We start from the raw sequence: 24719 nt of genomic DNA, 5'->3' as shown, positions 1-24719 counted from the left end.
TTTTTATTAGATTAATGAAAAAGAACTTATCACATATCGTAAAGATTTCTTTGGCTTTCAGCATGTCATTGATTGCCTTTTTGTTATTAAGCGAAAAGGAACAAGAGACTTGTTGTAAACTAAAAAAAGAAAATGATAAAGTGATTTTCTTTCAAGAAATCGCTCAGATAGCAAAACAAGGTAATCAGACACAATGTTGTTTACCAACTGAGAACAAGCCTTTGGCTGGATCTGTTCTTAGTATACATTCTTCTGTTGGGCCGTATTTCTTGACAAATTTAGAAAACGATCCTCAGGCATTTCTTAGTAATTTATTTGCAAGTAATAAGGCATATGGATTCATTACTTTAAAAGACTTTACCCTCGATATATTATCAAAAAGATATCATCAGTATATCTTTTGGCTCTGTCAGCTACGACTATAACGAATTCTTAATCATCTAAAAATGACTATTCTAAGTGAATCATTCAACATTTTTAGATCCATACTTATCACATTTATTTTATTTCCAATAGCCTTTATATCTATGTATATTGATGAATAGATTATATATATCTTGTAAATCATTATATAGAATAATATTGGGATAAAAGAGGCTACAAGTGATTTAATCGAACCTTGTATCAAGAGCAAAGGAATTCATTCCTGGGTTATTGATACGAAAAAGATTGAGTATATGATTTAGCCTCCTCAATTCATTATTTCAAAAAATTATTTGATGAAAAAAGATTTAACTAAGGGTAATGTATTTAGAAATATCATTACGCTTGCGTTACCTATCATTACCTCATCGTTTTTACAATTTGCCTACAATTTTACAGATATGATTTGGGTAGGTAAATTAGGTAGTGATGCAGTAGCAGCTGTAGGGACATCAGCCTTTTTCTTACAGTTATGCTGGGCCATTTCTTCCGTATTTATTTTAGGTACAGGAATTTCTGTTTCCCAAGAAATAGGGGCTAAAAACAATCCTTTGGCTGAAAAAATTAGTAGAGAAGCTTTTACAGGAATTGGTTTGATCGTAGCGATTATGCTAGTTCTTATTCAGATTTTCCCTGATTATTTAATTGGTTTTTTCAACTTAAACGATCCTATTGTAGAAGGATTTGCGATTTCATATTTGAGAGTTGCGGCCATAGGACTATTCTTTTCTCATGCAGTATTTCTTTTTACTTCAATAAGTAATAGCCGAGGCGATAGTAAGACACCAATGAAGGTCACTATGATAGGCGTCGTGGTAAATATTATCCTTGATCCGATTTTCATATTCGTATTCAAATTTAGTGTGATAGGTGCTGCAATCGCTACTGTTATTTCTCAAATATTATCCTTCGGGTTGTTTTATAGAAAGTCAGTTGTACATTTCTTTGGAGCATCAAAATTCAAGATATCTTTTGATGAAATTGGACGTATCACTCGATTAGGTATACCATCTTCTATTCAAAGAATTGTATTTACTGTAATCGGTATCATCATGGCAAGAATTGTGGCGCAATGGGGAAGTGATGCTATTGCTGCTCAGAAAATTGGTCTGCAAATCGAATCTATGACATTTATGATTACAGGTGGTTTAATGGGAGCATTGCTATCATTTACTGGACAGAATTATGGAGCAAAAGAATACAAAAGAGTCAATGAAGGATATCAGACGGCAATAAAAATTGCGATCACCTTTGGGATTTTAATGGGGACATTGTTTTACATTTTCCCCGAATTCTTTGTACGATGGTTTGTTACCGAAGAGGAAACAGTGGCTATTGGAGCAAGTTATTTGAGAGTCATTGGATTATCTCAGGTATTTATGACTGTAGAGATGGTGACAACAGGTATTATCAATGGATTAGGTAAGACAAAAATACCTGCTTCCATAAATATAACCATGACCGTCATCAGGGTGCCTATGGCACTTTATTTATCACAAGAACATCTTTTTGGTATCAACGGCGTTTGGATGGCAATAGCTATCAGTACCGTTTTAAGAGCAATATGCTTAAGCATCGCTTATCATACCGTTAAACGAAAAATGATCTTATCCACTTCCATTTAGACAACATTATGCATACAATACAACAAATATTAAAAGACAATAGAAACGTTCGCATCTTTGAAGGAAACTTCGGTTTAGAAAAAGAAAACGTTCGTATCACAAAAGATGGTAAAATGGCAACGACTTCCCATCCATCGATTTTTGGTAATAAATTAAATCATCCTTATATCACTACTGATTTTTCTGAAAGTCAGGTGGAGATGATTACACCGCCTTTACCATCTATTAAAGAAGCTTTAGGTTTCTTGGAAACGATTCATGATGTAGTGACAGAAAACCTCGGAGATGAGTTATTATGGCCTCAAAGTACTCCTCCGGAATTACCAGAAAATGATGACGATATCAAAGTAGCTGATTTTGGAGAAGAAGGTAAAGAAAATGAGGAATACCGTAATTTCTTGGCTTCAAAATATGGGAAGAAGAAACAGTTATTATCAGGAATTCATTACAATTTTTCATTAGAGGAAAAGAATATTGAATTCTTGTATCAACAATATGAAGGCAATATTTCTTATGATGATTTTAGAGAAGAGTTATATTTAAAATTAACTCGAAACTTTCTCCGTTACCGTTGGTATTTAATTGCATTGCTAGGAAATAGTCCAGCACTTCATAATACTTATTTGAAATGTTGCATCGATAAATTACCAAAAGCAACAAGAGATAGTCATCATTTTGATCATGCAATTTCGATGCGTTCTTCTGTTTGTGGATATAAAAACATCGAAGATTTAGTATTGGACTATAGTTCATTAAAGAACTATGAGTCAAGTATTGATAATGCCATAAAACAAGGCGTATTAAATAGTAATAAAGAGAATTATACACCAATTCGTCTCAAAGAAGTCGATGGTAAACTAAAATATGTTGAAGTAAGATTATTGGATTTAGATCCTCAAGAGAAAATTGGTATTTCTGAGGAAACAGCCAAGATAGTTCACCTCTTTTTATTGTTTTGTCTATTTAAAGAGTCTAAAGAGATTACCTCAGAAGAACAAAAAATTGCGACTGAAAATCAAGAAATCGTAGCAAGTGAGGGACTTTCTGATCATGCTAAAATTATTGTTGATGGAAAAGAGACACTTTTAAGTGAATCCATTCAAACCTTAACAGCTGAGCTATTAGATATGTTCATCACTTTTGCTCCTGATGATTATAAGTCAGCTTTTAAAACTTTGATGGATCTAAGTGAAAATAAAAAGGTTCGTCCCTCATGCGAAACATTAAAGGCAATTCAAGGTAAAGAATATATCGATTGGCATCTTGAAAAAGCTATTGAATATTCAGGTGCATCAAAAGGAACTCAATTTAAGTTTCATGGCTTAGAAGATATGGAATTATCCACTCAATTAGTGCTTCGTGAAGCTATTTTGAGAGGGATCAAATTTGATATTATGGATCGTACAGAAAACTTTATCAAATTAGAAAAAAATGGTAAAGTGGAACATGTCATGCAGGCCACAAGAACATCATTAGATAATTATGTTAGTGTCTTGATGATGGAGAATAAAGTCATGACCAAAAAAGTGATTGAAAATGTGGGCATCAGAACACCAAAAGGCGATCAGTATACTTCCGTAGACAAAGCCAAAAGTGATTTCGTTTTCTATCAGGGACAATCCATTGTCATCAAGCCTAAGTCGACTAACTTTGGTTTGGGTATCAGTATATTAAAAGACAATCAAGATAAAAAGCTATTCGATAGAGCTGTAGAAATTGCTTTTGAGCATGATAATTCTATTCTCATCGAGGAGTTTGTTACTGGTAAGGAATATCGAATTTTCATCATTAATGATGAGGTGGTTGGTATCCTTCATAGAGTTCCTGCGAATGTTAAGGGTGATGGAAAATCAACAGTAAGAGAGTTAGTCATCGAAAAGAATAAAGATCCACTACGTGGTAAAGGCTATAAGACACCTCTAGAAAAAATTGCTTTAGGTGAAGCAGAGGAAATGTTCTTAAAAACTCAAGGCTACGATTTTGATTACATTCCAAGTAAAGATCAAATAGTCTATTTAAGAGAGAATTCGAATATTTCTACAGGTGGTGATAGTATCGATTATACGGATGATATCCCAGATTCATATAAGCACATTGCCGTCGAAGCAGCGAAAGCCTTAGATGTTAAAATCACAGGTTTAGATATGATGATTGATGATATTCATGAAGAGGCAAGTGAAGATAATTATGCCATCATTGAAATGAATTTCAACCCCGCCATTCATATTCACTGCTATCCATATAAAGGAAAAAACCGAAGATTAAATGCCAAGGTTTTAGAAGCCTTAGGTTACTAAAAAGATCATTTGATAAAACCTCTGAGGATTCGTTCTTGGAGGTTTTTTGTTTTTAAAAATTAATTCTTTCATATTTGTAATACTTCAATTTTAAACTTTTTTAAGCTGGTTAATTCAACTTTTTATGAAAACTATTGTACAATTCTTCATTCTATTTTTCTTATCATTTAACTTATTAGCACAAGAAAAAAATTACATTATTCCAGAAGGTTACGAAGAGTATATTTCCCAAAAGGATTATAAATTTTTAGTGGATAAATCTGTAAAGATTATTTCTAAAAATTTCAAAGTAGAAAAGGTTAAAGAGGGTACTATTTATCTAGAAGATGGACAAGCTTATTCATTAGTTAATCTACACAACCTTATAATGAAGTGTCATCAAATGGATAAAAAAGAATGGACACCTCTTTTGAAAGCTCACTTTCAATCTATGACGACATCAATTGATGAACATAAAAATAATGATTTCACCGACTTTGTTACTGCAAAAAAATATCTCAGTATTAGAATTTATCCTAAAGAATTTGTTCAAAGCAATGGTGGAGTAGAAACTTTAATAACTAGGGAAGATTTAGAAGGCACCTACAGTGTGATTATGCTTGATTTACCATCTTCCTTTAGTCCACTTATGAAATCAGATACTGAAAATTGGAATATATCAAAGGAAGAAATTTTTAAGTATGCTCAAGAAAATGTAAACAAACAGGAAATCTTAAAAGAAACACATCCAATAGAAGTAAATAATTCCACTATCAATGTCTCATTTATTGGTAATGAAGATTATGCTGCAAGTATTGCATTAGACCTTGAAAAAAATGCTCCCGAATTTGTTGGTGAATGGGGGTGCGTATTGGCAATTCCGAATAAAGGAATCGCTTCATTATGTAAAATATCAAAGGACAATCCAGTTGATTTTGTACTATATATACAAAAGTTTAATCTTATCACAGATCAATTTTATAATGAACACCCACAACCCGTTAGTAAAGACTTCTATTGGTATTACAAGGGTAAATTTCAAAAAATTCAACTTGTTATAGAAGACAATACTATACAAGTAATCAACCCGCTTGGGTTAACTAAATTAATGGGGGAAATGTAATGATTTATACCCCCATCACAAATGCCGAAAATCACCATTAGAAGACAATTAAATAATAAAAAATAAACCATGAATAAATAATTTTCCCTACCTACCGATTAGAAATCAAAGAACTTAATTCAGAGGAAAAGTACCATTATGCGTCACTTTTATGTACCTTCAATAATTAATTATCTTACTCCATATACTTTTTCTAAAAATTGGATATAAAAAAAGAACATATCATTCTGTTGGAAGAAATAAAATCTTCTAAAACACAGTCAATTAATATCAATGAAATAAAATTTGAAAACTATCTTCAGAAAGAACGCCTATTCGAGTTAATAGAAGATCTTTTACGTTATGATCTAGTCGAAACAGAAGGTGATAATGATGTGTATTTTATCACTCCAAATGCATTTGACTTTTTAGATGATTATGGAGATTATTTTGATGATGATGTTGATTATGATGAAGATGAACCTAGAAAACTTACGGCTGAAGAATTAAATGAGAAGATCAATTTCTTTGGGAAGGATAAAACAAGATATTATGTCTTTACATGGATTGCTATTATCGGTATTATCATCGTCTTCTTTACCTATTATAAGATATCAGTTTCTACTAATGAAGACATAGAGAAGGTTTTTAAAAGTATCGATGTAGAGCAAATTAAAGAGATGATAGATAGTACATCTCATAATAATATAGATTCGACGTCGATAAATGATTAGAATAGATGATGATAAACTCTATCAATATATATTAGGGATATAAAAACATGGTAAGACTCGTCAAAAAAGAAGATATCAATAGTTTAAAGAAAGTATTAGATAGCATTGTTATTGGAAAAAATTGAATTAATTCAACTCAATTATATCCAAATACTTCGACCTAGAAACACCACCAGGATTCAACCCTGCTTCACCTTCTGGAATTTGAGCATTCAAGTTTTTAAAATAATCTACCCAAATAGGGAAGTATTCATTTGTATCCGGATCTTTATAGGTCATAGGAAATAATTTGAATACTTCTTTATTATCATTAGCTGATTTATAGGTCTCATAAACCAATTCAGAACAATAATATTTATCGTTTTGAATATCAAATACATCATCATATGATTTGCCTAAATAGTCAAAAGCAAACTTTGCTGCTTTTGGCGCTAAAGCTTTATATTCAGATTTCATTCTTCCTATTACTGTTCCTCCTTCTCCAGTGTGTTTTCCAAAAAAATCTCTCAAAGAAGTACGTTTCACGCCTGCACCAACTGCTTCAATAATAAGGAGAGAATCAGCTTCTTCGACAACAATAGCACAATGTGAAAAATCTCTTCCATTCCATCCTTCAGTCACTTTATTTATGGCTACACAAAAATCGCCACAATCGAGATCTTGGAAGACAATATCGCCTACCTTAACACCATAAGGATTATCAGTTTGTTTTTTTGTTTCATTACAACTGCCTAAGGCAAATAAAAGGAAAAATGGAAGTATGTATTTCATGCTACAAAACTACAAAAAAAGTAATAACTAATAGGTAATAGTTTTCATCTTTATCTGATCTTAAAAACCTATTACCTATTACTTATTACCTGATTATTTAATGTGGTAAACGTTCTTTAGTCAAGCCATAAACAAATGTACCAACTAATGCGAAGGCAAAAACAATCACCATGCTGTATTCACCGTAACCCATAAGGATGAAAAGGGGTGCAGTACATCCTCCAACTAAAGCCCAGCCTAAACCGAACATAATTCCTCCCAATAAATATCTCCAAATACTTTTTTGTTTATCGGCAATAATGATTTCATTACCGTCAAAATCTTTGATATTAAACCTTTTGATTACCTGTACGAGGATAGCACCAACAACTACAGCTGAACCGATAAATCCATACATGTGGAAGGATTCAAAGCGGAACATTTCCTGAATTCTAAACCATGAGATAGCTTCACCTTTAGAGAGTGCAATACCAAAGAAAATACCTAGAATTAAATATATTATTACTCTTTTTGGTTTCATTTCTTGTGTGTTTAAAGGATAAATGGAATAATTAACCAAGTCATGATTAAACCGCCAATGAAATATCCAATAACGGCAATAAGTGACGGTAACTGTAAATTTGATAATCCGCTAATTGCGTGTCCAGAAGTACACCCACCTGCGTATCTAGAACCAAAACCAATTAAAAAACCACCTATTGTAAGCATTAAAAGCCCTTTCACAGAGAAAATTGCTGATGCATTGAATAACTCTGAAGGAAGGACGTAATGGTTATCACTTGTAATACCAAGCGATTGTAAGTGATTTGCAGTAGCATCAGAAATACCAGCTAGGTGATCTCCACCTAAATATTTATAACTGATAAAACCACCGATTATACAACCAATAGCAAATACTAGGTTCCAAGATTCTCTTTTCCAATCAAAGTTGAAAAATGAGTTTTTCTTGCCTGCTCCACATGCGGAACAAATAATTCTGAAGTTCGAAGATAGTCCTAGACTTTTACCAAATAATAGTAATATAGCCATAGTCGCACCAACAATCGGCCCTGTAACATACCAAGGCCATGGTGCAATAATGTTTTCCATCATGGAAATTGTCGTTTAATGAAAGTTTAAAGATGAGTAGGGATGTTACGTCTATGTAGAGGTAACATCCCTACGGGTAATTAACAATTAGCCGTTGATTTTGTTCCAAGCGGTAAACCCACCAGCTATGTTATGAATATTTTTGAAGCCATTATGTGCTAATATTAAAGAAGCCAGATAACCTCTTAAACCTTTTGCACAAGTCACATAAATAGGCTTTTTAGTATCAATTTTATCTAAATTCTCTCTTAATGTATCAAGAGGTAAGTTTAATGCACGATCATCAATTCTACCAGCATTTTCTAGTTCCGTAGGATTACGAACATCAAGGATTGTAATGTCATCACCGCTTTCAAATGCTTCTTTAGCAACTGCAACATTTACTTCTTTGAACAATCCTTTTTGAGCATTCTGAGCAACAAACCCGGCAACAATAACAGGGTCCTTTGCTGGAGAGAATGGAGGAGCATAAGCTAAATCAAGATTTGGTAAATCTTCAATAGTTAGCTTAGCATAAATAGCAGTAGCTAATACATCAGCACGTTTATCCACTCCTTTTTGACCAAACAACTCAGCACCTAAAATCACATGAGTATCTGGAGTGTAATAAATTTCGATAAACATATCTTTACCCCCTGGATAGAAGCCTGGATGTGAATTGGCAATGATAAAAGTAGATTCATAAGCAATCCCATCACGTTCTAATACTTTTGGACCAGCACCAGTTCTAGCTATTGTATGATCAAACATCTCCATAATCGCAGTACCATAACCACCAGGGAAAGTTTCGTTACCTCCTACAGCATTAGCACCGGCTACACGACCACCTTTGTTGGAATGTGTCCCCATCGGGAACCAACCTTCTGCATTGGTGACTATATGAGGAATTGAAGCACAATCACCCGCTGCATAAATATCGGGTAAATTTGTTTCCATTCTTTCGTTTACAATCAAGGCACCATTTGGTAGATGATTGGCACCTTTCGAAGTCAACATTTCTGTGATAGGTTTTACACCAATCGACATAATCAAGAAATTTGATGAGATTGTTTTACCGTCACTTAACACTAAGCTACCATCAGTATTAATCTTTTGAATTGATTTGCCTAATTCAAGTGAAACACCATTATCTTCTAAAACTTTTTCACCCATTGTTGCAAATTTGTCATCCCATGGACCAAGAATGTGTTTTCCTAATTCTATGATGGTCACTTTTTTGCCAATTTGCATTAGGTTTTCAGCAGTTTCAAGACCGATAAGACCTGCACCAACGATAGTAATTTCATTTGCACTATTAAGTACATCTGATTTTATAATTCTATCAAAGTCTTCAATTGTTTTAGCGTGTGCCCACTCAGTGTAATCAGCTAAACCTTCAATAGGGGGAGTAATAGCAGTACCACCAGTAGCATATACCAGTTTGTCATATTTATATTCACCTTTTGGAGTGTACACCATATGATTATCAGGATCGATATTCGTTACGGGTTCTTCTAAATGAACATCTATGTTAAAACGTTGGCGTAATAGATCAGGCTTTACGACCAACAATTTATTTCTATCTTTAATTCTTCCGGAAAAGGCATACGGAATACCGCAAGTCGCATAACTTATGTTTGCAGTTTTCTCGAATAATATAATTTCAGCATTTTCGTCAGTTCTTCTTGCTTTTGCAGCTGCTGATGGTCCGGCAGATAAACCGCCAATAACGATGATTCTTTTTTTGTTATCCATTTCCAATTAAATCGCTTGTTTATTTTGATGATACAAACATAGATGAGGCGGTAAACTAAAAGTGTAACTTTTGTCACATAAACGAGAGGAAAAGGGTAGATCTTAAAGAAATTGGTTTTTGTTAACAATTGAAAGAAAGCAAAGTAAGGGATTTTAGAATTTATTAGATAAATCCATGTTTTGTTTATACTTTATTCATATTTCTGTTTTATATTTAGAAGCTATTATATTAATGCATAAATTTTACTGACTAATTGAGGCTATCTAAATCACATATACTTTTATTGATAATTCTCTTTTCTTCTTTTGTTGCTTTTGGAAGTGAGATTCCTGACTACACTCAAAAAAAATTAGAAAGTTACAAAAGCGTTTGTTCAAAATATTTGAGAACATCTTCTGATTCTACACTTATTTATGCGAATAGAATATTATCTATTAGTATAGAAATAAATAGTAAGGCTTGGGAAAGTATGGCTTATCAGTATATGGGTTCCTATCATATTCGTAAGGGACATATGGCTGTTGGTTTCGATTATTTGATGAAAGCCTTATCCATTTCCGAATCTTTAGAGGATTGGTCTGATGTTGCCAATATATCAAATAACTTAGGTGTATTTTATATTAGAGAACATGAACACGAACGTTCCATATATTATTACAATAAGGCTCTCATTGCTATGGAAACTCTAATAAGTGAGTCGGATAATATTACAAAAAGGCAAAGAAGTAATTTAATAGCAATGATATTTAATCTAGGCGAAGTTTATTCGATTATTCATGAAAATGACTCTGCAGAGAAATATCTTAATGAAGCATTCTTTGAATCAATAAAACATGGTTACAAAGAACAAGAAGAATATGTTATTGCTATTCGATCAAGAGTTTTCTTTAATCAGAATAAAGTAGAATTAGCGATCAAAGAAATTATAGAACCCATTCAATATTTTAAATTGAAAAATAACCTTGATGGGTATAATGAATATAGCTTGTGGCTTTCAGAATATTATTTACATGAAAAACAATATGGTAATGCTAAGAAAGTAGCACTTGATATTTACGGAGGTAAAACAATAGATAATACCAAATTTTGGAAAAAAGAAGCTTCAAACATGTTACATAAAATTGAAGCAGAAAAAGGAAATTGGAAAATTGCTTATAAATATAACAAAGAGTACCATCAGTTAGGCAGCGAATTAGATAATGCTGATATTCGAGAAAGGATCGAACGTATAAAGCAAAACTATTTATCTGAGAAGCGTTTGGACGAAATCAGCTCTTTGAAAGAAAAAAATACTTTATCTAATCAACTCGTACATCAACAAACAAGGTTTATCTATCTTATGGTTGCATTGTTTGTTATTATGATTGTAGGGATTTATTTCTTACTAAAGTTTTATCTTGGTCTTAAAAAAGCTTATGCGAACATTAGAGAAAAGAATAATGAAATTGAAGCACAACAAGAGGAAATTTTAGCTCAAAAAGACCACCTTCAAAATTATGTGCAACTGTTGGATAATAAGAATAAACAAGTAGAGGCAGGGATTACCTATGCGAAAAGGATTCAATCAGCTACCTTACCTGTGAAAAGTAAGATGGAATCCATCCTTGGTGATGTTACTCTTTTTTATCAGCCTTGTGGTCTAGTTTCAGGAGATTTTTATTATTGTTCTGGTAAACTATACAAGAATAACGAAAGAATTTGCATAGTTGCTACAGTTGATTGTACTGGACATGGTGTACCTGGAGCATTTATGTCATTAATCGGAAATGGTATTCTTAATGAAATTATTAAGGTGAAACATATTGTAAAACCTTCTGATATTTTAGAAGGATTACATCAGCGTTTACAAACCACTTTAAGTCAGTATGAGGAATATGGTGTTCAAGATGGTATGGATATTACCGTTGCATGCATTAATTATTCTCAGCAGAATGTAACTGTTTGTAGTGCTAAAAATTCATGGGTCTACTTTAAAGATGATCAATTAAATTACGTAAAGGGTGATAGACGTAATATTGGAGGTATGGATTTGAATACTTCTAATTTCAGAGACCATGAAATCAGTTTCGCAAATTCAAAAATTTCGTTTTATTTCTATTCTGATGGTTATCAAGATCAATTAGGAGGGGAGAAGAATAAAAAATATATGATAAAGAATTTTAGAAATTTATTATCACATATAGTTAACCTTTCTACTTGGGAACAGGAAAATATATTAAAAATCACCCATCAGAAATGGAAAGAAAAACAAGATGAACCCCAAACTGATGATATTTTAGTTTTAGGGTTCACCGTTGGAAAATAAATAAAGATCACGATTATATTTACTTTTAATTAAAAAATCATGACTTTTCTTTAAAAAAGTAAAAAATACCTATTTATGGTTATTGCAATTTTACGTTTACTTTTATTTATTTGTAATACAACAAAAATGATATAAAACTTAAGTCAAATAAGTAGTTATATAATCCTCTAGTCGTAGGAGGATTCTAAAAAATCCATGTTTTACGTGGATTTTTTTATTGTCTTAATATCAGTTAAATAGAAACATGCTTTAACAATTCAATTGTAACCTAGGCACATATGATTCGTTTTATTGTTTTAGTTCTAACAAATATATTGAATAAAAAATGTACAACCTTATTACGATTCTAGTATTATTACCCACGATTATCTTTTCCCAAAATATTGATGGTATTGAAATTGGTGTTCAAAAACAAAATGATCAATATCTAAAAATGAACGACTTAGATGTTCAAGTGATGCCTGTTGTTTCCGACGCAAATAACAAGTGCTATGGTTTGATGTACATGCCTGTAGATAAAGATTCAAAAATACCTAAAACAATTTCTTCTAGAGAAATGCATACTTTTGAAGAGTATCTGATCGAAAAATTCGATATTGAGTTTGATACCACTATTAATTATCATGATGAAGTTTTAAAATTTAGTGAAAGTGACGGTGTTGAGTACGAATTAAAATCAGAAGTAATAAATCAGGAAATTGATACCTTTTTTGTGGTATGGTTTACTGAATTAGCAAAGGATATTGAGGATCAAATCAAAGATGTTCGTTAATTTTGTAGCTCATTAAATATAATATTTATGGGAGCTATAATGAACTTCGCAATCTTCCCGATTGATAAAGGGGACCACATAGGTGAATATGTGAGTAAAGTAGTAAAACATATCAAAGATTCTGGTTTAACTTATCAGTTTAGTCCGATGGGTACTATCATTGAAGCAGAAACAGTTACAGAACTTTTAAAAGTAGTTGATGATGCTTATAAAATTATGGATCCAATATCAGACCGTATTTATTGTGTGATGAATATGGATTACAATAAAAACAAGTCTGGGTTGATAAAATCGAAAACAGAATCAGTTGAAAAAAGAATAGGAAAAGTTTAATGATAGAAAGAGTTCTCAAAAGGAACTCTTTTTTTTGAAAACAATTTTTTGTGGCACTTGTTTTTCATTTATCAACCTACAATAATAGAATGAAAAACATTTTGATCATAGGAGGAAGCTCAGGGATTGGAGCAGCTTTAGTAGAAATTATTTCCCAAAAAGAAGATCATCAACTAATTGCTACTTATAATTCGACTACACCCTCAAAATTTAATAGCACAATTTTTTATCATTACGATGTATTAGATAAGAATGCATCTTTGAATGAACTCCCCGATGTGATTCACGGTTTAGTATACTGCCCTGGATCTATTAATCTCAAACCTTTTCAAAGGATTACTGATGAAGAGTATATCAAAGATTTACAATTACATGTATTTGGAGCAGTAAAAGTAATAAGAGAAAATCTGAATGCACTAAGAAAAGGAAACGCATCGATTGTTCTTTATTCCACAATCGCAGTACAATCAGGTTTTAAATTTCATTCCTCAGTAGCCATATCTAAAGGTGCAATTGAAGGATTAACTAAATCCTTGGCAGCTGAATTTGCTCCAAAAATACGAGTGAATGCCATTGCTCCATCATTAACAGATACACCGTTAGCATCAAAGTTATTATCTGATGAAGCTAAAAAGGAAGCAAATGGGAAAAATCATCCATTGCAAAGAGTAGGTGAAGCTGTTGATATAGCAAACCTTACGGAGTTTTTATTATCAGAAAAATCAAGTTGGATGACCGGTCAGATTTTACATATCGACGGTGGTCTATCAACCCTAAAACTATAGCATTATGTTTGGACTATTTAAGAAGAAATCTCCCAAAGAAAAATTGGAAGCTAGATACAAGAAATTGTTAGAAGAAGCACACAAATTATCGCATACTAACAGAAAGGAAAGCGATTTAAAAATGTATGAAGCAGATCAATTACTAAAAGAAATAGAAAAATTATAATATGGCATTTTATCAATTTAAAAAAGATCAGCGCATAGCTGCTAGTATAGACGAGGTTTGGGATTTTATTTCATCACCTAAAAACCTTAAAGAAATAACACCAGATTACATGGGGTTTGATATCACAAATGGAGATTTACCTGATAAAATGTATGAAGGGATGATTATTACTTACAAGGTGAGTCCACTTCTAGGAATTAAAATGGATTGGATGACTGAGATTACTCATGTTAGAGATAAACAATATTTTGTCGATGAGCAACGTATTGGACCATATGATCTGTGGCATCATCAGCATATTATAAAAGAAATACATGACGGTGTCTTAATGGAAGATATTGTGACGTATGCTCCACCTTTTGGACCTTTGGGGGCAATTGCTAATGCTTTGGTAATTGAAAACAAATTGGAAGAAATTTTTAAATACAGAAGAAAAGTAATTAACAAGAAGTGGGGAGAATTACCTGATGTCCGATCAGTAGATGGGTTAGCAGGATAAATTATCAATTAAGAAAAAATAGGCATAAATACATTTTTAACGGTGTTATTTATGCCTTTTTTTAATTGGTTTTGCATCTTTTTTCTTAATTGAAATTAAAAATGTAAACGAAATTAAATGAATGTGTTTTCTATTCAAACATTGGATAAATTTGATTAACAAACAATCTGCTTACCACTGTTATTAATGAACTTTATCACAAGAAAACTACCTTATTTATTACTAACCTTATTACTGTTTAAACTTGGTTGTAAATCCATTGAGAATAAAAATGAAATTCCAACCGCGATAGTAAATTACGATAAGGTGAGTGAACAACCCCTTTCTCATAATTTGGAGAAAATTACAGGAATTGTAAGATCTTCTGATTATGGAAAAATATGGGTTCAAGAAAATACTGAAAACGATCCGTACATTTATTTGTATGATGTGACCACTGGAAAACAACTTAAAAAAGTGTTTGTTAGGGGTACTTCTTTGGCATGGGAAGATTTGGCCTATAGCGAGGAAGGTGGTGTAAATACAATACACATCGGAGATATAGGTGATCAAAATAAAGTAAGGAACAATATACAAGTTTACACTTTTAAGGAAAATTCTGTTTTAGATAATTTTGTAGCCCCAAGTATCAATGTTTATCAATTTCCAGATAAGCCGAAAGATGTGCGTGCTATGATGGTTCATCAAAAAAATAAAGAGTACTACTTTTTCACTTATTCCCAGAAAAATACTGAGATATTTAAAATATCAATGGATAAACAAGAGGGGACCTTGGAGAGAGTTGGCTGTGTGAACCTCAAATTAGTAGAATCGGTTGATTATTCTGAGAAATACAATAATATAGTATTCTTATCCAAAATGGGTGTTCATTTATTCAATTTAAATGAAAAAGATAATCTATCAGAAATTAAAAATAGGAAACCTAAATTCGAGTATCATTTCGAAAATTTTGATGGAAAAGGGGTTTGTTTTGCTAGTGACAACAGTTTGTATGTAGTCAGCAAAAATGTAAAAGAAACCAATCCAAAAGTAATTGTTTTTAATGAAGAACAATTTGCTAGTAAAGAAATATAAAAAACAACTCATCCCTTGAATATTTATCAACTAAATTGAAAGGGATGAGTTGTTATGTTTTAATTAGACCTTCGCTCTACAGGGTCTAGGTTTTGTTGAATCTTATCGTATAGCTTATCGTCTAATGGAATTTCATGCTTAAATGTATGAAAGCTAAAAGTATATCGATTAACTGTTTCTCTTACTTCTTTCTCTGTTCTCATTCCAATACTATTTCTTAAATAATTATAAGGGAAAAAGATATCTCCTGTCCTTTGTATTTCAATGATAAGCTCAATAGTTGGCTTAATTAAATCCAATGTTTTTTCGGCTTGTAAAGGATGGTTTACATAATATAAACCATATTCTACCCACGTTTCATTTTCCCTGTTTTCCACCTTAGTGATGTCTTTAATGTACTTCTGTAATTGAATAGTATCTTGGGAAGTAGTAGGTAATAGGTAATCAAATAATTCGCTGTAATATTCTGACTTTAGATTTGATTTAATGGTTTGGTAAAGTTGAACATCATGTAAACCTTCTAATCGTAGATGATGATATAAATGAACTTTCTCTCTCTCATTTAGGCTAATATCTTTTGATGTTCCTTTAAGGTATGGAGTAAAGAACGAAAACTCTGATCTTTTATGCTGAAATTGACTTAATACCTTAAAATAGAAAGTTTTCTGAGGCTTAGAATCCGCTATTTTCATCAATTGCTTAAAGTGATTTAAATGTTGAGCAGAAAGATTTAATCTCATTTCTTCATCAAGATTAAACCAATACACTTCTTTAAATTGACTGAGCAACATTTGTTGAAGAAGACTATTTTTCTCAGTACTTAAAAATTGGATTAGTGTAGAAATGTAATCCTTTGGAAAGTAAACATTCTTATTCAAAAAGTTTTCGAAAATACTACCATAAGCTATACCTCTTTCTGTTGGATTGAAGTTTTGCATGTTGCTCTCTAGAAAAGAACCAATTTCTTCATCTATTATAAAATATCCATATCCTTTTCCAGATTGATCTAATGGGAACTTATTTTTTGATAATTCAATAACGGTATCCCTCATATTTAAAAAAATCTCCCTTTGATCGATTTCAATCATTTGTGATTTATAGGGGCTGTTATAAGATATTTTTAGGGAATCCGTATTCAATCTAGAGTGAAAAATTTTGGGTTGACCTGCCTCTTTAACCCATGAATCTGCCCATTTACTTAAGTCTTTACCCGAACTAATCGAAATTTCTTGAATTAGATCATCAAAGGTAGCATTAGAATAGGCATATTTTTTAAGGTAATTTTGTAATCCTTTTTGAAGGACGTCTTCTCCAACATTTAATTCTAATTGAGCCATTACTACTGGGGCTTTAGAATAAATGATTGCACCATACAATGTTCCAGCCATATTTAAGTTCTCGAGATGCAGTTGTATAGGATGACTACCCGATGTTCTATCAACGACATAAGCACGATCTTGATGTGCTAAATAAAACTGCAGTTGATGGTCGATGTTTGGATATTCTGGAGCGACAGCCTTAGCAGCAATAAAATTAGCAAAGACTTCCTTGAGCCAAACATCATCAAACCACTTCATTGTCACTAGATTTCCAAACCACATATGAGCCACTTCATGGGCAATAAGTTTTGCTCGCCTCATTTTTTGAGAATCATCTGCATTTTCATCTAATATTAAAGACGATGCTCTATATTGAATTGCCCCCACATGTTCCATTCCTCCATACTGGAAAGGAGGAATTAAAGCAAAATCAAGTTTGTTAAAAGGAAGTGGGATACCTGTATAATTACTAATCCATTGAACAGACTTCACATGAAGATCAAATATTTTGTCTATGTTTTGAGCCATTTTATCTGCCTCTTCCATATGGAGCATGTGAAATTCAAATCCATCCTTGTTGTAAATTTCTTCTTTAAACTCACCTGCAACAAAAGAAAATAGATAAGTACTGATTTTTTTAGATTTTTTGAATTGAATCAGTTTTCTATTGTTCTGCAAGGTGGTTTTTCCATATTCGCCTGCAATAGCCTTCCAATTTTCTGGAATATCCAAACTCAATTCATACGTTGCTTTTAAATCAGGTTGATCAAAACAAGGGAATAATGTCCTGGCTCTATCAGGTACCAGTAATGTATATAAGTAATTTTCTTTTCTATTTAACGATTGATTTCCTGCGACAAATTGGAAAGATAATTTATTAGCACCTTCAGTAAGATACTCTTTAGGAACGACTAAATGTTCCTTTTCTACCGTAATATTAACTTGTTTGTTATTGATAATGATGTTTTTTACTATCGGTGTTTCTACTTTAAAATCCAATATTATTGGATTATCATTGTTCTCAAGAGAAAAAGTGATTAAAGCCGTTGCATCTATAGTTTTACTTTTGTCAGATGGCAAAATAAAATGAAGTTCATAATTCAAATTACTAATTTGTTGATAACGAAATTCTGCCAATTCTTTGGATACACCATTAACTATCATGCTCTCCATATCGATAGGCTTTTGACATGAAAAAATGCATAATGAAAGAAAAAAATAAACATACCTCATGAGGATTCTTTTAGATAAAAAATAATGAGTTGATTCTATTGATAAATATAAAGAATTGAAGTGTATTGTGTAGTAATGAATTGCTGAAAACTAAGTTTGTTAATTTAAGAATCTTCAATATTTATGGTTTTTTATTTATAAGATTTGGATGAAGGAATATTTATTATATCTAAATAATTGTATGAATATCAATATTGTAATCTAAAAAAATATTTCACTTGAACCATTACTAAATAGAGGATGTTTTTATAGAAACCAATGATAACTACTATATGAAAAAAAATATCCTTTTTTTGGAGAATAATGCTTTCATGAGAAAATTGGTCTATACAATATTTAAATTTCAGCATAAATTAACTTTATGTGAAACCATACATGAAGCAACAAAACATATTGATAAAGTAAAATATGACCTAATTATTACTGACTTAAATTTAGAAGGTGAAAACGGGATCGATTTTGTCAATGAAATAAAAAAATTAGATGATGAATTACCTGTAATTATTTTATCAGGTGAGATAGAACAAAAAATTCAATGTTACCTATTAGGGGTAGAAGATTTTATAGCAAAACCCTTTTTAATCAAGGAATTAGATCTTAGAGTAAATAATATTTTAAATCGGAGGGATTTACTCATCAATAAAGATTATAAAAATTAATAGTAAAAAGTCTAGATCATTTGATATCTTTAAAAGAAAAAATCATATGATCTGGGCCTTACTTTTTGCACTCATTTTTTCATCTTCATCCTCTACAGATTTTGCTATTCCCAATTATCAAAAAATTATTGATAAAAAGGTAGAGAATAAGAAATCAAAAAAAGCCATAAACAAAATCATTTCTGAAGGTAAATCTTATCGAAAAGAATATCAGAAAAAAGCTAAAAAACAGACTAACCTTCTTCATTTGTATTTTGTCACAAATAAATCAACCGAAGTCCAATTCGACAGTATCATTACTAATATACTCTTGCTTAAAGAAGAATATAGACTTACTAATTTGAATGTGCTTAGAAATTCTCAAGATCATATCAATATGGAAGAATGGAAACTTATTTCTGATGAGATAAAAGGAGAAATGGAAAAGTACCTTGAAGAAGAAGAAAAAAGCTTTGCGAAGAAAAAAGAAATCTTCGAAGAGTTAAAAGTTGAAATTGAAAAGTATATAGAGAGTGATCATCAATCCGTGATGCGTAAGAATAATATTAAAAAGGCAGTCGAAGAATTTTTAGAGATTTACCAAAGTAATTATGAAGCAATTAGTTCTCTTCTTATAAATGAGCAATGTATTATTTATCAATATCATTTTGATAAAAAGAACATATCAAAAACGTCTGAAGAAGTAAATAACAGATTATCAGATGTATTGTACGCCTATAAAAATTTACATTTCAAAATTGTAGATAATACTTCTATAAATGAATGGGAAAATTTACAAAAGAAGCTAGCAGTACCAAATTAATCTTTATCTGATACTTTAAAAGAATACTTACTTTGGGAGATATAACTATAGATAATTGAAACAATTACGGTGAGAATTTTAGAAGGAGTAGGATAAAAGCCTAGTAAATCCACAAATATTTTCATCAGAATATAATTAATAAATATAGCACCGAAACTGACCTGTATATATCTAAAAAATTGAACCTTTCCTTTTAAATCTGATTCTTGGAAAGTGATGTATTTCTGTAATAAAAACCCCGTTGTTAGTGTGATAGGATAAACTATAAATAAAGCCGCAATGTGGGAACTTAACGTAAATAGTATCAAATCTAAATTTTCTTGATGTAGTACAACATGAAAAACTAGATAATATAGACAGATATCTAAGACTAAATTTCCCCCGCCACAAGCTGCATATCTAAAAGTTTTTAAAGGCATTATAGATTGAAATGGCTTATAAAAAAAGTCTATAATACTTATTAGTAAGTTGCGCATAATTATATAAGTGAATCACAAATATACTTTTTTTAAGCGATATAATAATTTAAAAGAAAAGGAATAACATAATTTATAGAATTAAGATATTTTGATGAAATAGGAACATAATTTGAATAGAGTATATCACTTTTTGATAAACACTATAATTATGAAAACGTCTACTAAATTTTTAAATCAATGTGCTGTTTATTATCAATTTATTAAACAACTATTGATAACTCATGTATTCAATAAAGAAAATAAAACCTATTTAAAACATTTTCTACAAGATATAATGACTTGTTTCATCAATGTATTTAAAAATATTGCCAAAATCAATTTTTCAAAAAAGAGTTGGAGAGTTTTTATTATAGAAGAAATAATTGCTACAGGAACAGGTTGGTATGCAGGTATTTTCGCCGCCGATTTGATAAGTACTAACTATAAATTTAAAAGTGTAAACAACCTTTGGGGATTAACGGGTAGGAGAGATGGAAAGGAGATGATTTCTAAAGAAGACTATGAATTATATAATACATATTCAAGTTATATTATTGGTTTATTAATGATGGTGATTGTTCGTTACCTGATCATGCAAATACTGCATGAATTCGAAAAAGTTAGAGAAGAAAGAAAAAGCAATTATACCACGGATTAATTTTTTTTAAGAAAAAGCTCGAATTACTAGGTTATTTACAGAAATAAATAATAAATTTATATTGCCATACAAAAAAATAACTAACTCATATTTATCTAAGTCAGATGAATAATTATATTCGAAGCATAAGATTTTCTAAAGGTCTTACCCAAAAATCTTTATCACAACGATCTACATTACCCCTTTGGCACATTCAAATGATAGAAAATAATGTCATTATACCAACTGAAAACGACTTATTAAAAATATCAACTGTATTGGATGTCAACAAAGAGGAACTGATTACAAGTGAGGAATTAGATAGAAAGCAACTCTCAAAGATCTATCTATCTGTATTAAGTATGTTCATTATTCCATTTGGGAATATAATAGGACCGTCATATTTTATGTCTGTTCATTTAAACTTATCTTCTAAAGTTCGTTCAGAAGGGAATAAGTTTGTGAATTTTCAACTAATATGGTCTGTAATAACATCCTTTATTTTTATACTACTCATCATTTATAATTTTAAATATGGTGTAAATGTATATGAACCTTTATCGTTGTGGTTCTCATTAACAGTATTACTTATTTTTAACCTTGGTTATTCTAGTTTTAAATTTTTGAGTATCTATAAATAATTATCTCATTGTAATAAGATTCTTTTGTATATATCTAATTATCAAATGTGTATATTATTATTTTGCTCAAGTGTTTTTTAAATTTACTTACCTGAATTTATTAACATGAAGAACCATCTTTTAAAAACCTCAGATGATTACGGTACAGGATTGATACGTTTAATGGTCGGTATTGTTTTTACTTCTGAAGGCATTCAGAAATTTTTATTCCCTAATGAAAGAGGCACAGGAAGATTTGAAGAATTAGGATTCCCTTTTCCAGACCTTTTTGGGTACTTTATTGGAAGTATAGAAATCTTCTTTGGATTACTTTTACTTTTTGGGCTATTTACACGTATTTCATCAGTTACTACTTTATTATTAATTACTGCTGCTTTCTTTACAACAAAAGTATCTGTTTTCGATGAATTTGGCTTTTGGGCAATGATGCATGGATCTAGAACAGATCTTTGTATGTTTATGGGAAGCTTATTTTTAATCTATAAGGGTGGAGGATTTAAATCATTTGATCAATACTATTTTAAGAAATATTCAGAATAAATCTTAATAAGTATTAACGGAATGATGAATTTACAGACAATACGTGTTAAAATATCGTAAGATAATATGTAATTGATATTAAGCTAATCTATAGTAAAATGAAAAAAACATTCACATTCCTCGTTATATTGCTATTAACTATGGGTTTAGTTAACGCAAATGAAAGAAATAATGCTCATCTAAAATCGGAAGATTCAGTGACAAAAAATAACAATATTGGAAAAGAACTTACGAATCAATCTGAAATTCATCAGGAACTAAATACATATTTAAAAATCGAAGAAGAAGGTGCTATGGATTACATTTATAATCCACAGAACAATAATATTGTAATGTATTTTAAAGATGGTGTTAGATCTTTAACTTTAAAAGCAGTTAAAAGAACAAGACAATTAACTAATGTATATTACAATGTAAATGATGAGTTTACATTACATGTTGTTGTATACAATGATACTAAAAATATTGTAGATGTTAGGACAAGGAAATATTTCCCAGAATATGATAGAACTTTCTCAGTTATTACTGATGAAAAAAAATAGTATCAATAGATATTTAAAAGAAAAGCATTGAGAGATCAATGCTTTTTTTATATTCGCATAAATTTAAAATATATGCATCCTAAAAATATACATAAGACCGGTTATCAATTTGAACTTTTACAAAATGCTATACCCGAAATAACGTCTCATATCGTCATTACCAAAGGAGGAAAACAAAGTATTAATTTTCATGATCCAATAGCTGTCAAATTATTAAATAGAGCCCTTTTAAAAGCACATTATAAAATTAATCATTGGGATATTCCTGAAGGATATCTCTGTCCACCTGTACCAGGTAGGTTAGACTATTTATTAGGAATAAATGATCTATTAAATGAAACAACTAAACTCACTCCAAAAGATATCAAAGGATTAGATGTTGGTACCGGAGCCAATATGATATACCCTTTATTGGGAGTGAGTCAATTTAAATGGAAGTTCTTGGCTTCAGAAATTGATGAAAGAGCATTAGAAAACGGGGTAAAATTATTGAAAGATAACAAGATACCTATCAGTAAGATTCATCTTAAGAAACAAAATAACCCCACCAAAATATTTGATGATATCATTGGAGAACGAGACCGAATTGCATTTACAATGTGTAATCCTCCTTTCTATAAGAGCAAAGAAGAAGCTGAGTCTGCTACTACTCGAAAAAATAAAAATCTCAACCAAGAAAATTTGAAGGATAGAAACTTTGGTGGACTGAAGAATGAATTGTGGGTAAAGGGGGGAGAACTACAGTTTATAAAAAACATGATGAAGGAGAGTGTTAAATATAAAGATCAAGTAGTTTGGTTTACGACTTTAGTATCACAACAGGCTCATGTATCTGAATTAAATAAAACTATTCGGAAACTAAAAGCCAATATACGAATTGTAGATATGAACCAAGGTCAGAAGAAGAGTCGATTTATAGCATGGTCTTTCCTTCTAAAGTAATATAAAAAAGCAGGTCATATGACCTGCTTTTGTGTTTATTCTTCTTTTTGTACCATTGCTAATGGTGTTTTATATATTAATGAGATATCCTTGAATATACTTTTATTCTGTGCATATTGAACATCTAGTTTTATTCTTCTTTCTTCAGACATAAATGGTTCTTTAGACTTTGCTACTTGCCATACTCCAGTAATACCAGCAGCTCCAGCGAACCTACCAACTGAATAGTCTTTTGTAAGCTGCTCTGCTTCGTAAATTGGTAACGGACGATTGCCAACTAAAGACATATGACCTAACAATACATTGATTAACTGAGGTAATTCATCAATAGATGTCTTACGAATAATTGCACCTACTTTTGTTACTCTTGGATCGTTTTGTAATTTAAAGAAAGTGGATGTACTATTATCAAATTTGTGTTGATTCTCGCAAATTTTAAAGCCGTTATCTCCATGTAACAATTCTCCTTGAGGTATATTTTCTGGAGCAACTTCTTCCTCATCACCATAAGTATTCACTTCTTGTAAATCTTTCACCAAGTGGTCTGCATTTACCTTCATAGATCTAAATTTCAAGAATGGTATTTCATTGTAGTTTTTTCCAATCCGTCTTGAAATATAAAAAATGGGTCCTTTTGATTCTAATCTAATGGCTATAGCAACAATTAAAAATAAGGGTGATAATAAAGTAAGAAGGACAAATGACCCTATTATATCAATTGACCTTTTGGAAATAAGATAGAAGTTTTTTTTTATATCTAATTTCTTTTTGGGTATATCAACTATTTTGGTATCATCCTTACTTATCCATTTATCGTATTTACGAAGAATATTTTTTACTCTAAGTAATAATTCTTTTGGTAAGAAAGGTTTAACCACATAATCGTCAACTCCAAGTTCCAAAATCTCAAACTTTTTATCAGAAGAGTCTTCTCCTGATAAAGTGATTATAGGAAGATGAGCAAATTTTGGTTGCTTTTTAATTTGCTTTATAAAGTTTTCACCACTTTCATTAGTTAAATTCAAATCTGTTATAACTAAATGATAGTTGTTTTTTTCTAATTGATCATAAGCGTCAGCAATAGTACTGTAACAATTTACTTCATAGCTTGTAGATAGAAGAGTACTGACAAAATTCTGCATGAACTTATCATCATCTAATAGTAATATTCTTTTGGTCATACCGATTGATATTGGGTTTGAATCATGATGTTTCGCTTAGATAACAGATCATGAAAGGATTCAGTTCAGAATATTT

The 24719-nt window shown here is 31.0% G+C and carries 26 protein-coding genes; 19 read left to right on the top strand and 7 right to left on the bottom strand.

The annotated features are described in order from the left end of the window. The first annotated feature begins 14 nt into the window (after positions 1 to 14). The 5 genes from KMW28_RS26140 (at position 15) to KMW28_RS26120 (ending at position 6160) form a co-directional block, all read left to right on the top strand. Positions 15 to 425: a hypothetical protein gene (locus KMW28_RS26140; protein ID WP_169663840.1), complete on the top strand. Its 411-nt coding sequence runs from the start codon at positions 15 to 17 to the stop codon at positions 423 to 425. 294 nt (positions 426 to 719) lie between these two features. After that, positions 720 to 2048, top strand: a complete 1329-nt coding sequence (locus KMW28_RS26135; RefSeq protein ID WP_169663839.1) for an MATE family efflux transporter — start codon at positions 720 to 722, stop codon at positions 2046 to 2048. Positions 2049 to 2056: 8 nt separating this feature from the next. Beyond that, on the top strand, positions 2057 to 4345 hold the full coding sequence (gene gshAB / locus KMW28_RS26130) for a bifunctional glutamate--cysteine ligase GshA/glutathione synthetase GshB (RefSeq protein WP_169663838.1): 2289 nt from the start codon (positions 2057 to 2059) through the stop codon (positions 4343 to 4345). Positions 4346 to 4469: 124 nt separating this feature from the next. Next, on the top strand, positions 4470 to 5447 hold the full coding sequence (locus tag KMW28_RS26125; RefSeq protein WP_169663837.1) for a hypothetical protein: 978 nt from the start codon (positions 4470 to 4472) through the stop codon (positions 5445 to 5447). A 200-nt stretch (positions 5448 to 5647) separates the two neighbouring features. Further along, a complete protein-coding gene (locus tag KMW28_RS26120) occupies positions 5648 to 6160 on the top strand; it encodes a hypothetical protein (protein WP_169663836.1) in 513 nt (170 codons plus the stop codon). 126 nt (positions 6161 to 6286) lie between these two features. On the opposite strand, the gene KMW28_RS26115 is transcribed toward KMW28_RS26120, so the two are convergent. From KMW28_RS26115 to KMW28_RS26100, 4 genes are all read right to left on the bottom strand, one after another. Further along, a complete protein-coding gene (locus KMW28_RS26115) occupies positions 6287 to 6931 on the bottom strand; it encodes a YiiX/YebB-like N1pC/P60 family cysteine hydrolase (RefSeq protein WP_169663835.1) in 645 nt (214 codons plus the stop codon). A gap of 97 nt (positions 6932 to 7028) precedes the next feature. Next, positions 7029 to 7451, bottom strand: coding sequence for a YeeE/YedE thiosulfate transporter family protein (locus tag KMW28_RS26110; protein WP_066215095.1), 423 nt, complete (start codon positions 7449 to 7451; stop codon positions 7029 to 7031). Between the two features lie 11 nt (positions 7452 to 7462). Next, positions 7463 to 8023 (bottom strand): YeeE/YedE family protein, encoded by a 561-nt coding sequence (locus KMW28_RS26105; RefSeq protein WP_205958167.1) that lies wholly within the window; start codon positions 8021 to 8023, stop codon positions 7463 to 7465. A gap of 84 nt (positions 8024 to 8107) precedes the next feature. Continuing rightward, entirely contained in the window at positions 8108 to 9754 is a 1647-nt protein-coding gene (locus tag KMW28_RS26100) for an FAD-dependent oxidoreductase (protein ID WP_169663834.1), read from the bottom strand. Positions 9755 to 10038: 284 nt separating this feature from the next. Between KMW28_RS26100 and KMW28_RS26095 the strand changes: the two genes are divergently transcribed. The 7 genes from KMW28_RS26095 (at position 10039) to KMW28_RS26065 (ending at position 15689) form a co-directional block, all read left to right on the top strand. Next, positions 10039 to 12060: a SpoIIE family protein phosphatase gene (locus tag KMW28_RS26095; RefSeq protein ID WP_169663833.1), complete on the top strand. Its 2022-nt coding sequence runs from the start codon at positions 10039 to 10041 to the stop codon at positions 12058 to 12060. A gap of 325 nt (positions 12061 to 12385) precedes the next feature. After that, positions 12386 to 12832, top strand: coding sequence for a hypothetical protein (locus KMW28_RS26090; protein WP_169663832.1), 447 nt, complete (start codon positions 12386 to 12388; stop codon positions 12830 to 12832). A 39-nt stretch (positions 12833 to 12871) separates the two neighbouring features. Continuing rightward, positions 12872 to 13165 carry a thiamine-binding protein gene (locus KMW28_RS26085; protein WP_205958166.1) on the top strand — a complete coding sequence of 98 codons (294 nt, stop codon included), beginning with the start codon at positions 12872 to 12874 and terminating at the stop codon, positions 13163 to 13165. An 89-nt stretch (positions 13166 to 13254) separates the two neighbouring features. After that, positions 13255 to 13950 (top strand): SDR family NAD(P)-dependent oxidoreductase, encoded by a 696-nt coding sequence (locus KMW28_RS26080; protein ID WP_169663831.1) that lies wholly within the window; start codon positions 13255 to 13257, stop codon positions 13948 to 13950. 4 nt (positions 13951 to 13954) lie between these two features. Beyond that, the gene (locus KMW28_RS26075; protein WP_158297888.1) at positions 13955 to 14116 is read left to right on the top strand and encodes a Lacal_2735 family protein; all 162 of its coding nucleotides are present in this window, start codon (positions 13955 to 13957) and stop codon (positions 14114 to 14116) included. A 1-nt stretch (position 14117) separates the two neighbouring features. Beyond that, a complete protein-coding gene (locus tag KMW28_RS26070; protein ID WP_169663830.1) occupies positions 14118 to 14615 on the top strand; it encodes an SRPBCC family protein in 498 nt (165 codons plus the stop codon). 186 nt (positions 14616 to 14801) lie between these two features. After that, positions 14802 to 15689 carry a hypothetical protein gene (locus KMW28_RS26065; protein ID WP_169663829.1) on the top strand — a complete coding sequence of 296 codons (888 nt, stop codon included), beginning with the start codon at positions 14802 to 14804 and terminating at the stop codon, positions 15687 to 15689. Positions 15690 to 15748: 59 nt separating this feature from the next. Here KMW28_RS26065 and KMW28_RS26060 read toward each other — a convergent pair whose 3' ends face one another. Beyond that, entirely contained in the window at positions 15749 to 18181 is a 2433-nt protein-coding gene (locus KMW28_RS26060) for a M1 family metallopeptidase (RefSeq protein WP_169663828.1), read from the bottom strand. A 332-nt stretch (positions 18182 to 18513) separates the two neighbouring features. Between KMW28_RS26060 and KMW28_RS26055 the strand changes: the two genes are divergently transcribed. Together KMW28_RS26055 and KMW28_RS26050 are read left to right on the top strand one after the other, a co-directional pair. After that, positions 18514 to 18900 (top strand): response regulator, encoded by a 387-nt coding sequence (locus tag KMW28_RS26055; RefSeq protein WP_066215078.1) that lies wholly within the window; start codon positions 18514 to 18516, stop codon positions 18898 to 18900. Positions 18901 to 18946: 46 nt separating this feature from the next. After that, positions 18947 to 19702, top strand: a complete 756-nt coding sequence (locus KMW28_RS26050; protein WP_169663827.1) for a hypothetical protein — start codon at positions 18947 to 18949, stop codon at positions 19700 to 19702. Here KMW28_RS26050 and KMW28_RS26045 read toward each other — a convergent pair. After that, on the bottom strand, positions 19699 to 20178 hold the full coding sequence (locus tag KMW28_RS26045) for a GtrA family protein (RefSeq protein WP_169663826.1): 480 nt from the start codon (positions 20176 to 20178) through the stop codon (positions 19699 to 19701). The genes KMW28_RS26050 and KMW28_RS26045 overlap by 4 nt on opposite strands. Before the next feature lie 151 nt (positions 20179 to 20329). Here KMW28_RS26045 and KMW28_RS26040 point away from each other — a divergent pair, with 151 nt between their 5' ends. The 5 genes from KMW28_RS26040 (at position 20330) to rlmF (ending at position 23462) form a co-directional block, all read left to right on the top strand. After that, on the top strand, positions 20330 to 20818 hold the full coding sequence (locus KMW28_RS26040) for a hypothetical protein (protein ID WP_169663825.1): 489 nt from the start codon (positions 20330 to 20332) through the stop codon (positions 20816 to 20818). Positions 20819 to 20922: 104 nt separating this feature from the next. Next, complete coding sequence (locus tag KMW28_RS26035; protein WP_066215070.1) at positions 20923 to 21438, top strand: DUF4870 domain-containing protein; 516 nt, start codon at positions 20923 to 20925, stop codon at positions 21436 to 21438. Positions 21439 to 21543: 105 nt separating this feature from the next. Further along, positions 21544 to 21978: a DoxX family protein gene (locus KMW28_RS26030; protein WP_183363938.1), complete on the top strand. Its 435-nt coding sequence runs from the start codon at positions 21544 to 21546 to the stop codon at positions 21976 to 21978. 98 nt (positions 21979 to 22076) lie between these two features. Beyond that, positions 22077 to 22520, top strand: coding sequence for a hypothetical protein (locus KMW28_RS26025; protein WP_158297885.1), 444 nt, complete (start codon positions 22077 to 22079; stop codon positions 22518 to 22520). Positions 22521 to 22592: 72 nt separating this feature from the next. Continuing rightward, positions 22593 to 23462 (top strand): 23S rRNA (adenine(1618)-N(6))-methyltransferase RlmF, encoded by an 870-nt coding sequence (rlmF, locus tag KMW28_RS26020; protein ID WP_169663824.1) that lies wholly within the window; start codon positions 22593 to 22595, stop codon positions 23460 to 23462. A gap of 35 nt (positions 23463 to 23497) precedes the next feature. Here rlmF and KMW28_RS28670 read toward each other — a convergent pair whose 3' ends face one another. Next, the gene (locus KMW28_RS28670) at positions 23498 to 24643 is read right to left on the bottom strand and encodes a sugar transferase (RefSeq protein WP_169663823.1); all 1146 of its coding nucleotides are present in this window, start codon (positions 24641 to 24643) and stop codon (positions 23498 to 23500) included. Between the last annotated feature and the right edge of the window lie 76 nt (positions 24644 to 24719).

Source organism: Flammeovirga yaeyamensis, from assembly GCF_018736045.1.
GTDB lineage: Bacteria > Bacteroidota > Bacteroidia > Cytophagales > Flammeovirgaceae > Flammeovirga > Flammeovirga yaeyamensis.
Note: the sequence above shows the minus strand (reverse complement) of the source record. Positions and strands in the feature narration are given on the sequence as shown.

What these genes read in the sequence shown, in the direction of transcription:
- KMW28_RS26060 (WP_169663828.1), bottom strand. Translation starts at nt 18,181, where the DNA reads ATGGAGAGCATGATAGTTAATGGTGTATCCAAAGAATTGGCAGAATTT.
- KMW28_RS26075 (WP_158297888.1), top strand. Translation starts at nt 13,955, where the DNA reads ATGTTTGGACTATTTAAGAAGAAATCTCCCAAAGAAAAATTGGAAGCT.
- KMW28_RS26050 (WP_169663827.1), top strand. Translation starts at nt 18,947, where the DNA reads ATGATCTGGGCCTTACTTTTTGCACTCATTTTTTCATCTTCATCCTCT.
- KMW28_RS26025 (WP_158297885.1), top strand. Translation starts at nt 22,077, where the DNA reads ATGAAAAAAACATTCACATTCCTCGTTATATTGCTATTAACTATGGGT.
- KMW28_RS26110 (WP_066215095.1), bottom strand. Translation starts at nt 7,451, where the DNA reads ATGAAACCAAAAAGAGTAATAATATATTTAATTCTAGGTATTTTCTTT.
- KMW28_RS26055 (WP_066215078.1), top strand. Translation starts at nt 18,514, where the DNA reads ATGAAAAAAAATATCCTTTTTTTGGAGAATAATGCTTTCATGAGAAAA.
- gshAB (WP_169663838.1), top strand. Translation starts at nt 2,057, where the DNA reads ATGCATACAATACAACAAATATTAAAAGACAATAGAAACGTTCGCATC.
- KMW28_RS26065 (WP_169663829.1), top strand. Translation starts at nt 14,802, where the DNA reads ATGAACTTTATCACAAGAAAACTACCTTATTTATTACTAACCTTATTA.
- KMW28_RS26085 (WP_205958166.1), top strand. Translation starts at nt 12,872, where the DNA reads ATGAACTTCGCAATCTTCCCGATTGATAAAGGGGACCACATAGGTGAA.
- KMW28_RS26040 (WP_169663825.1), top strand. Translation starts at nt 20,330, where the DNA reads ATGAAAACGTCTACTAAATTTTTAAATCAATGTGCTGTTTATTATCAA.
- KMW28_RS26135 (WP_169663839.1), top strand. Translation starts at nt 720, where the DNA reads ATGAAAAAAGATTTAACTAAGGGTAATGTATTTAGAAATATCATTACG.
- KMW28_RS26030 (WP_183363938.1), top strand. Translation starts at nt 21,544, where the DNA reads ATGAAGAACCATCTTTTAAAAACCTCAGATGATTACGGTACAGGATTG.
- KMW28_RS26080 (WP_169663831.1), top strand. Translation starts at nt 13,255, where the DNA reads ATGAAAAACATTTTGATCATAGGAGGAAGCTCAGGGATTGGAGCAGCT.
- KMW28_RS26100 (WP_169663834.1), bottom strand. Translation starts at nt 9,754, where the DNA reads ATGGATAACAAAAAAAGAATCATCGTTATTGGCGGTTTATCTGCCGGA.
- KMW28_RS26115 (WP_169663835.1), bottom strand. Translation starts at nt 6,931, where the DNA reads ATGAAATACATACTTCCATTTTTCCTTTTATTTGCCTTAGGCAGTTGT.
- KMW28_RS26105 (WP_205958167.1), bottom strand. Translation starts at nt 8,023, where the DNA reads ATGATGGAAAACATTATTGCACCATGGCCTTGGTATGTTACAGGGCCG.
- KMW28_RS28670 (WP_169663823.1), bottom strand. Translation starts at nt 24,643, where the DNA reads ATGACCAAAAGAATATTACTATTAGATGATGATAAGTTCATGCAGAAT.
- rlmF (WP_169663824.1), top strand. Translation starts at nt 22,593, where the DNA reads ATGCATCCTAAAAATATACATAAGACCGGTTATCAATTTGAACTTTTA.
- KMW28_RS26090 (WP_169663832.1), top strand. Translation starts at nt 12,386, where the DNA reads ATGTACAACCTTATTACGATTCTAGTATTATTACCCACGATTATCTTT.
- KMW28_RS26070 (WP_169663830.1), top strand. Translation starts at nt 14,118, where the DNA reads ATGGCATTTTATCAATTTAAAAAAGATCAGCGCATAGCTGCTAGTATA.
- KMW28_RS26140 (WP_169663840.1), top strand. Translation starts at nt 15, where the DNA reads ATGAAAAAGAACTTATCACATATCGTAAAGATTTCTTTGGCTTTCAGC.
- KMW28_RS26035 (WP_066215070.1), top strand. Translation starts at nt 20,923, where the DNA reads ATGAATAATTATATTCGAAGCATAAGATTTTCTAAAGGTCTTACCCAA.
- KMW28_RS26045 (WP_169663826.1), bottom strand. Translation starts at nt 20,178, where the DNA reads ATGCGCAACTTACTAATAAGTATTATAGACTTTTTTTATAAGCCATTT.
- KMW28_RS26125 (WP_169663837.1), top strand. Translation starts at nt 4,470, where the DNA reads ATGAAAACTATTGTACAATTCTTCATTCTATTTTTCTTATCATTTAAC.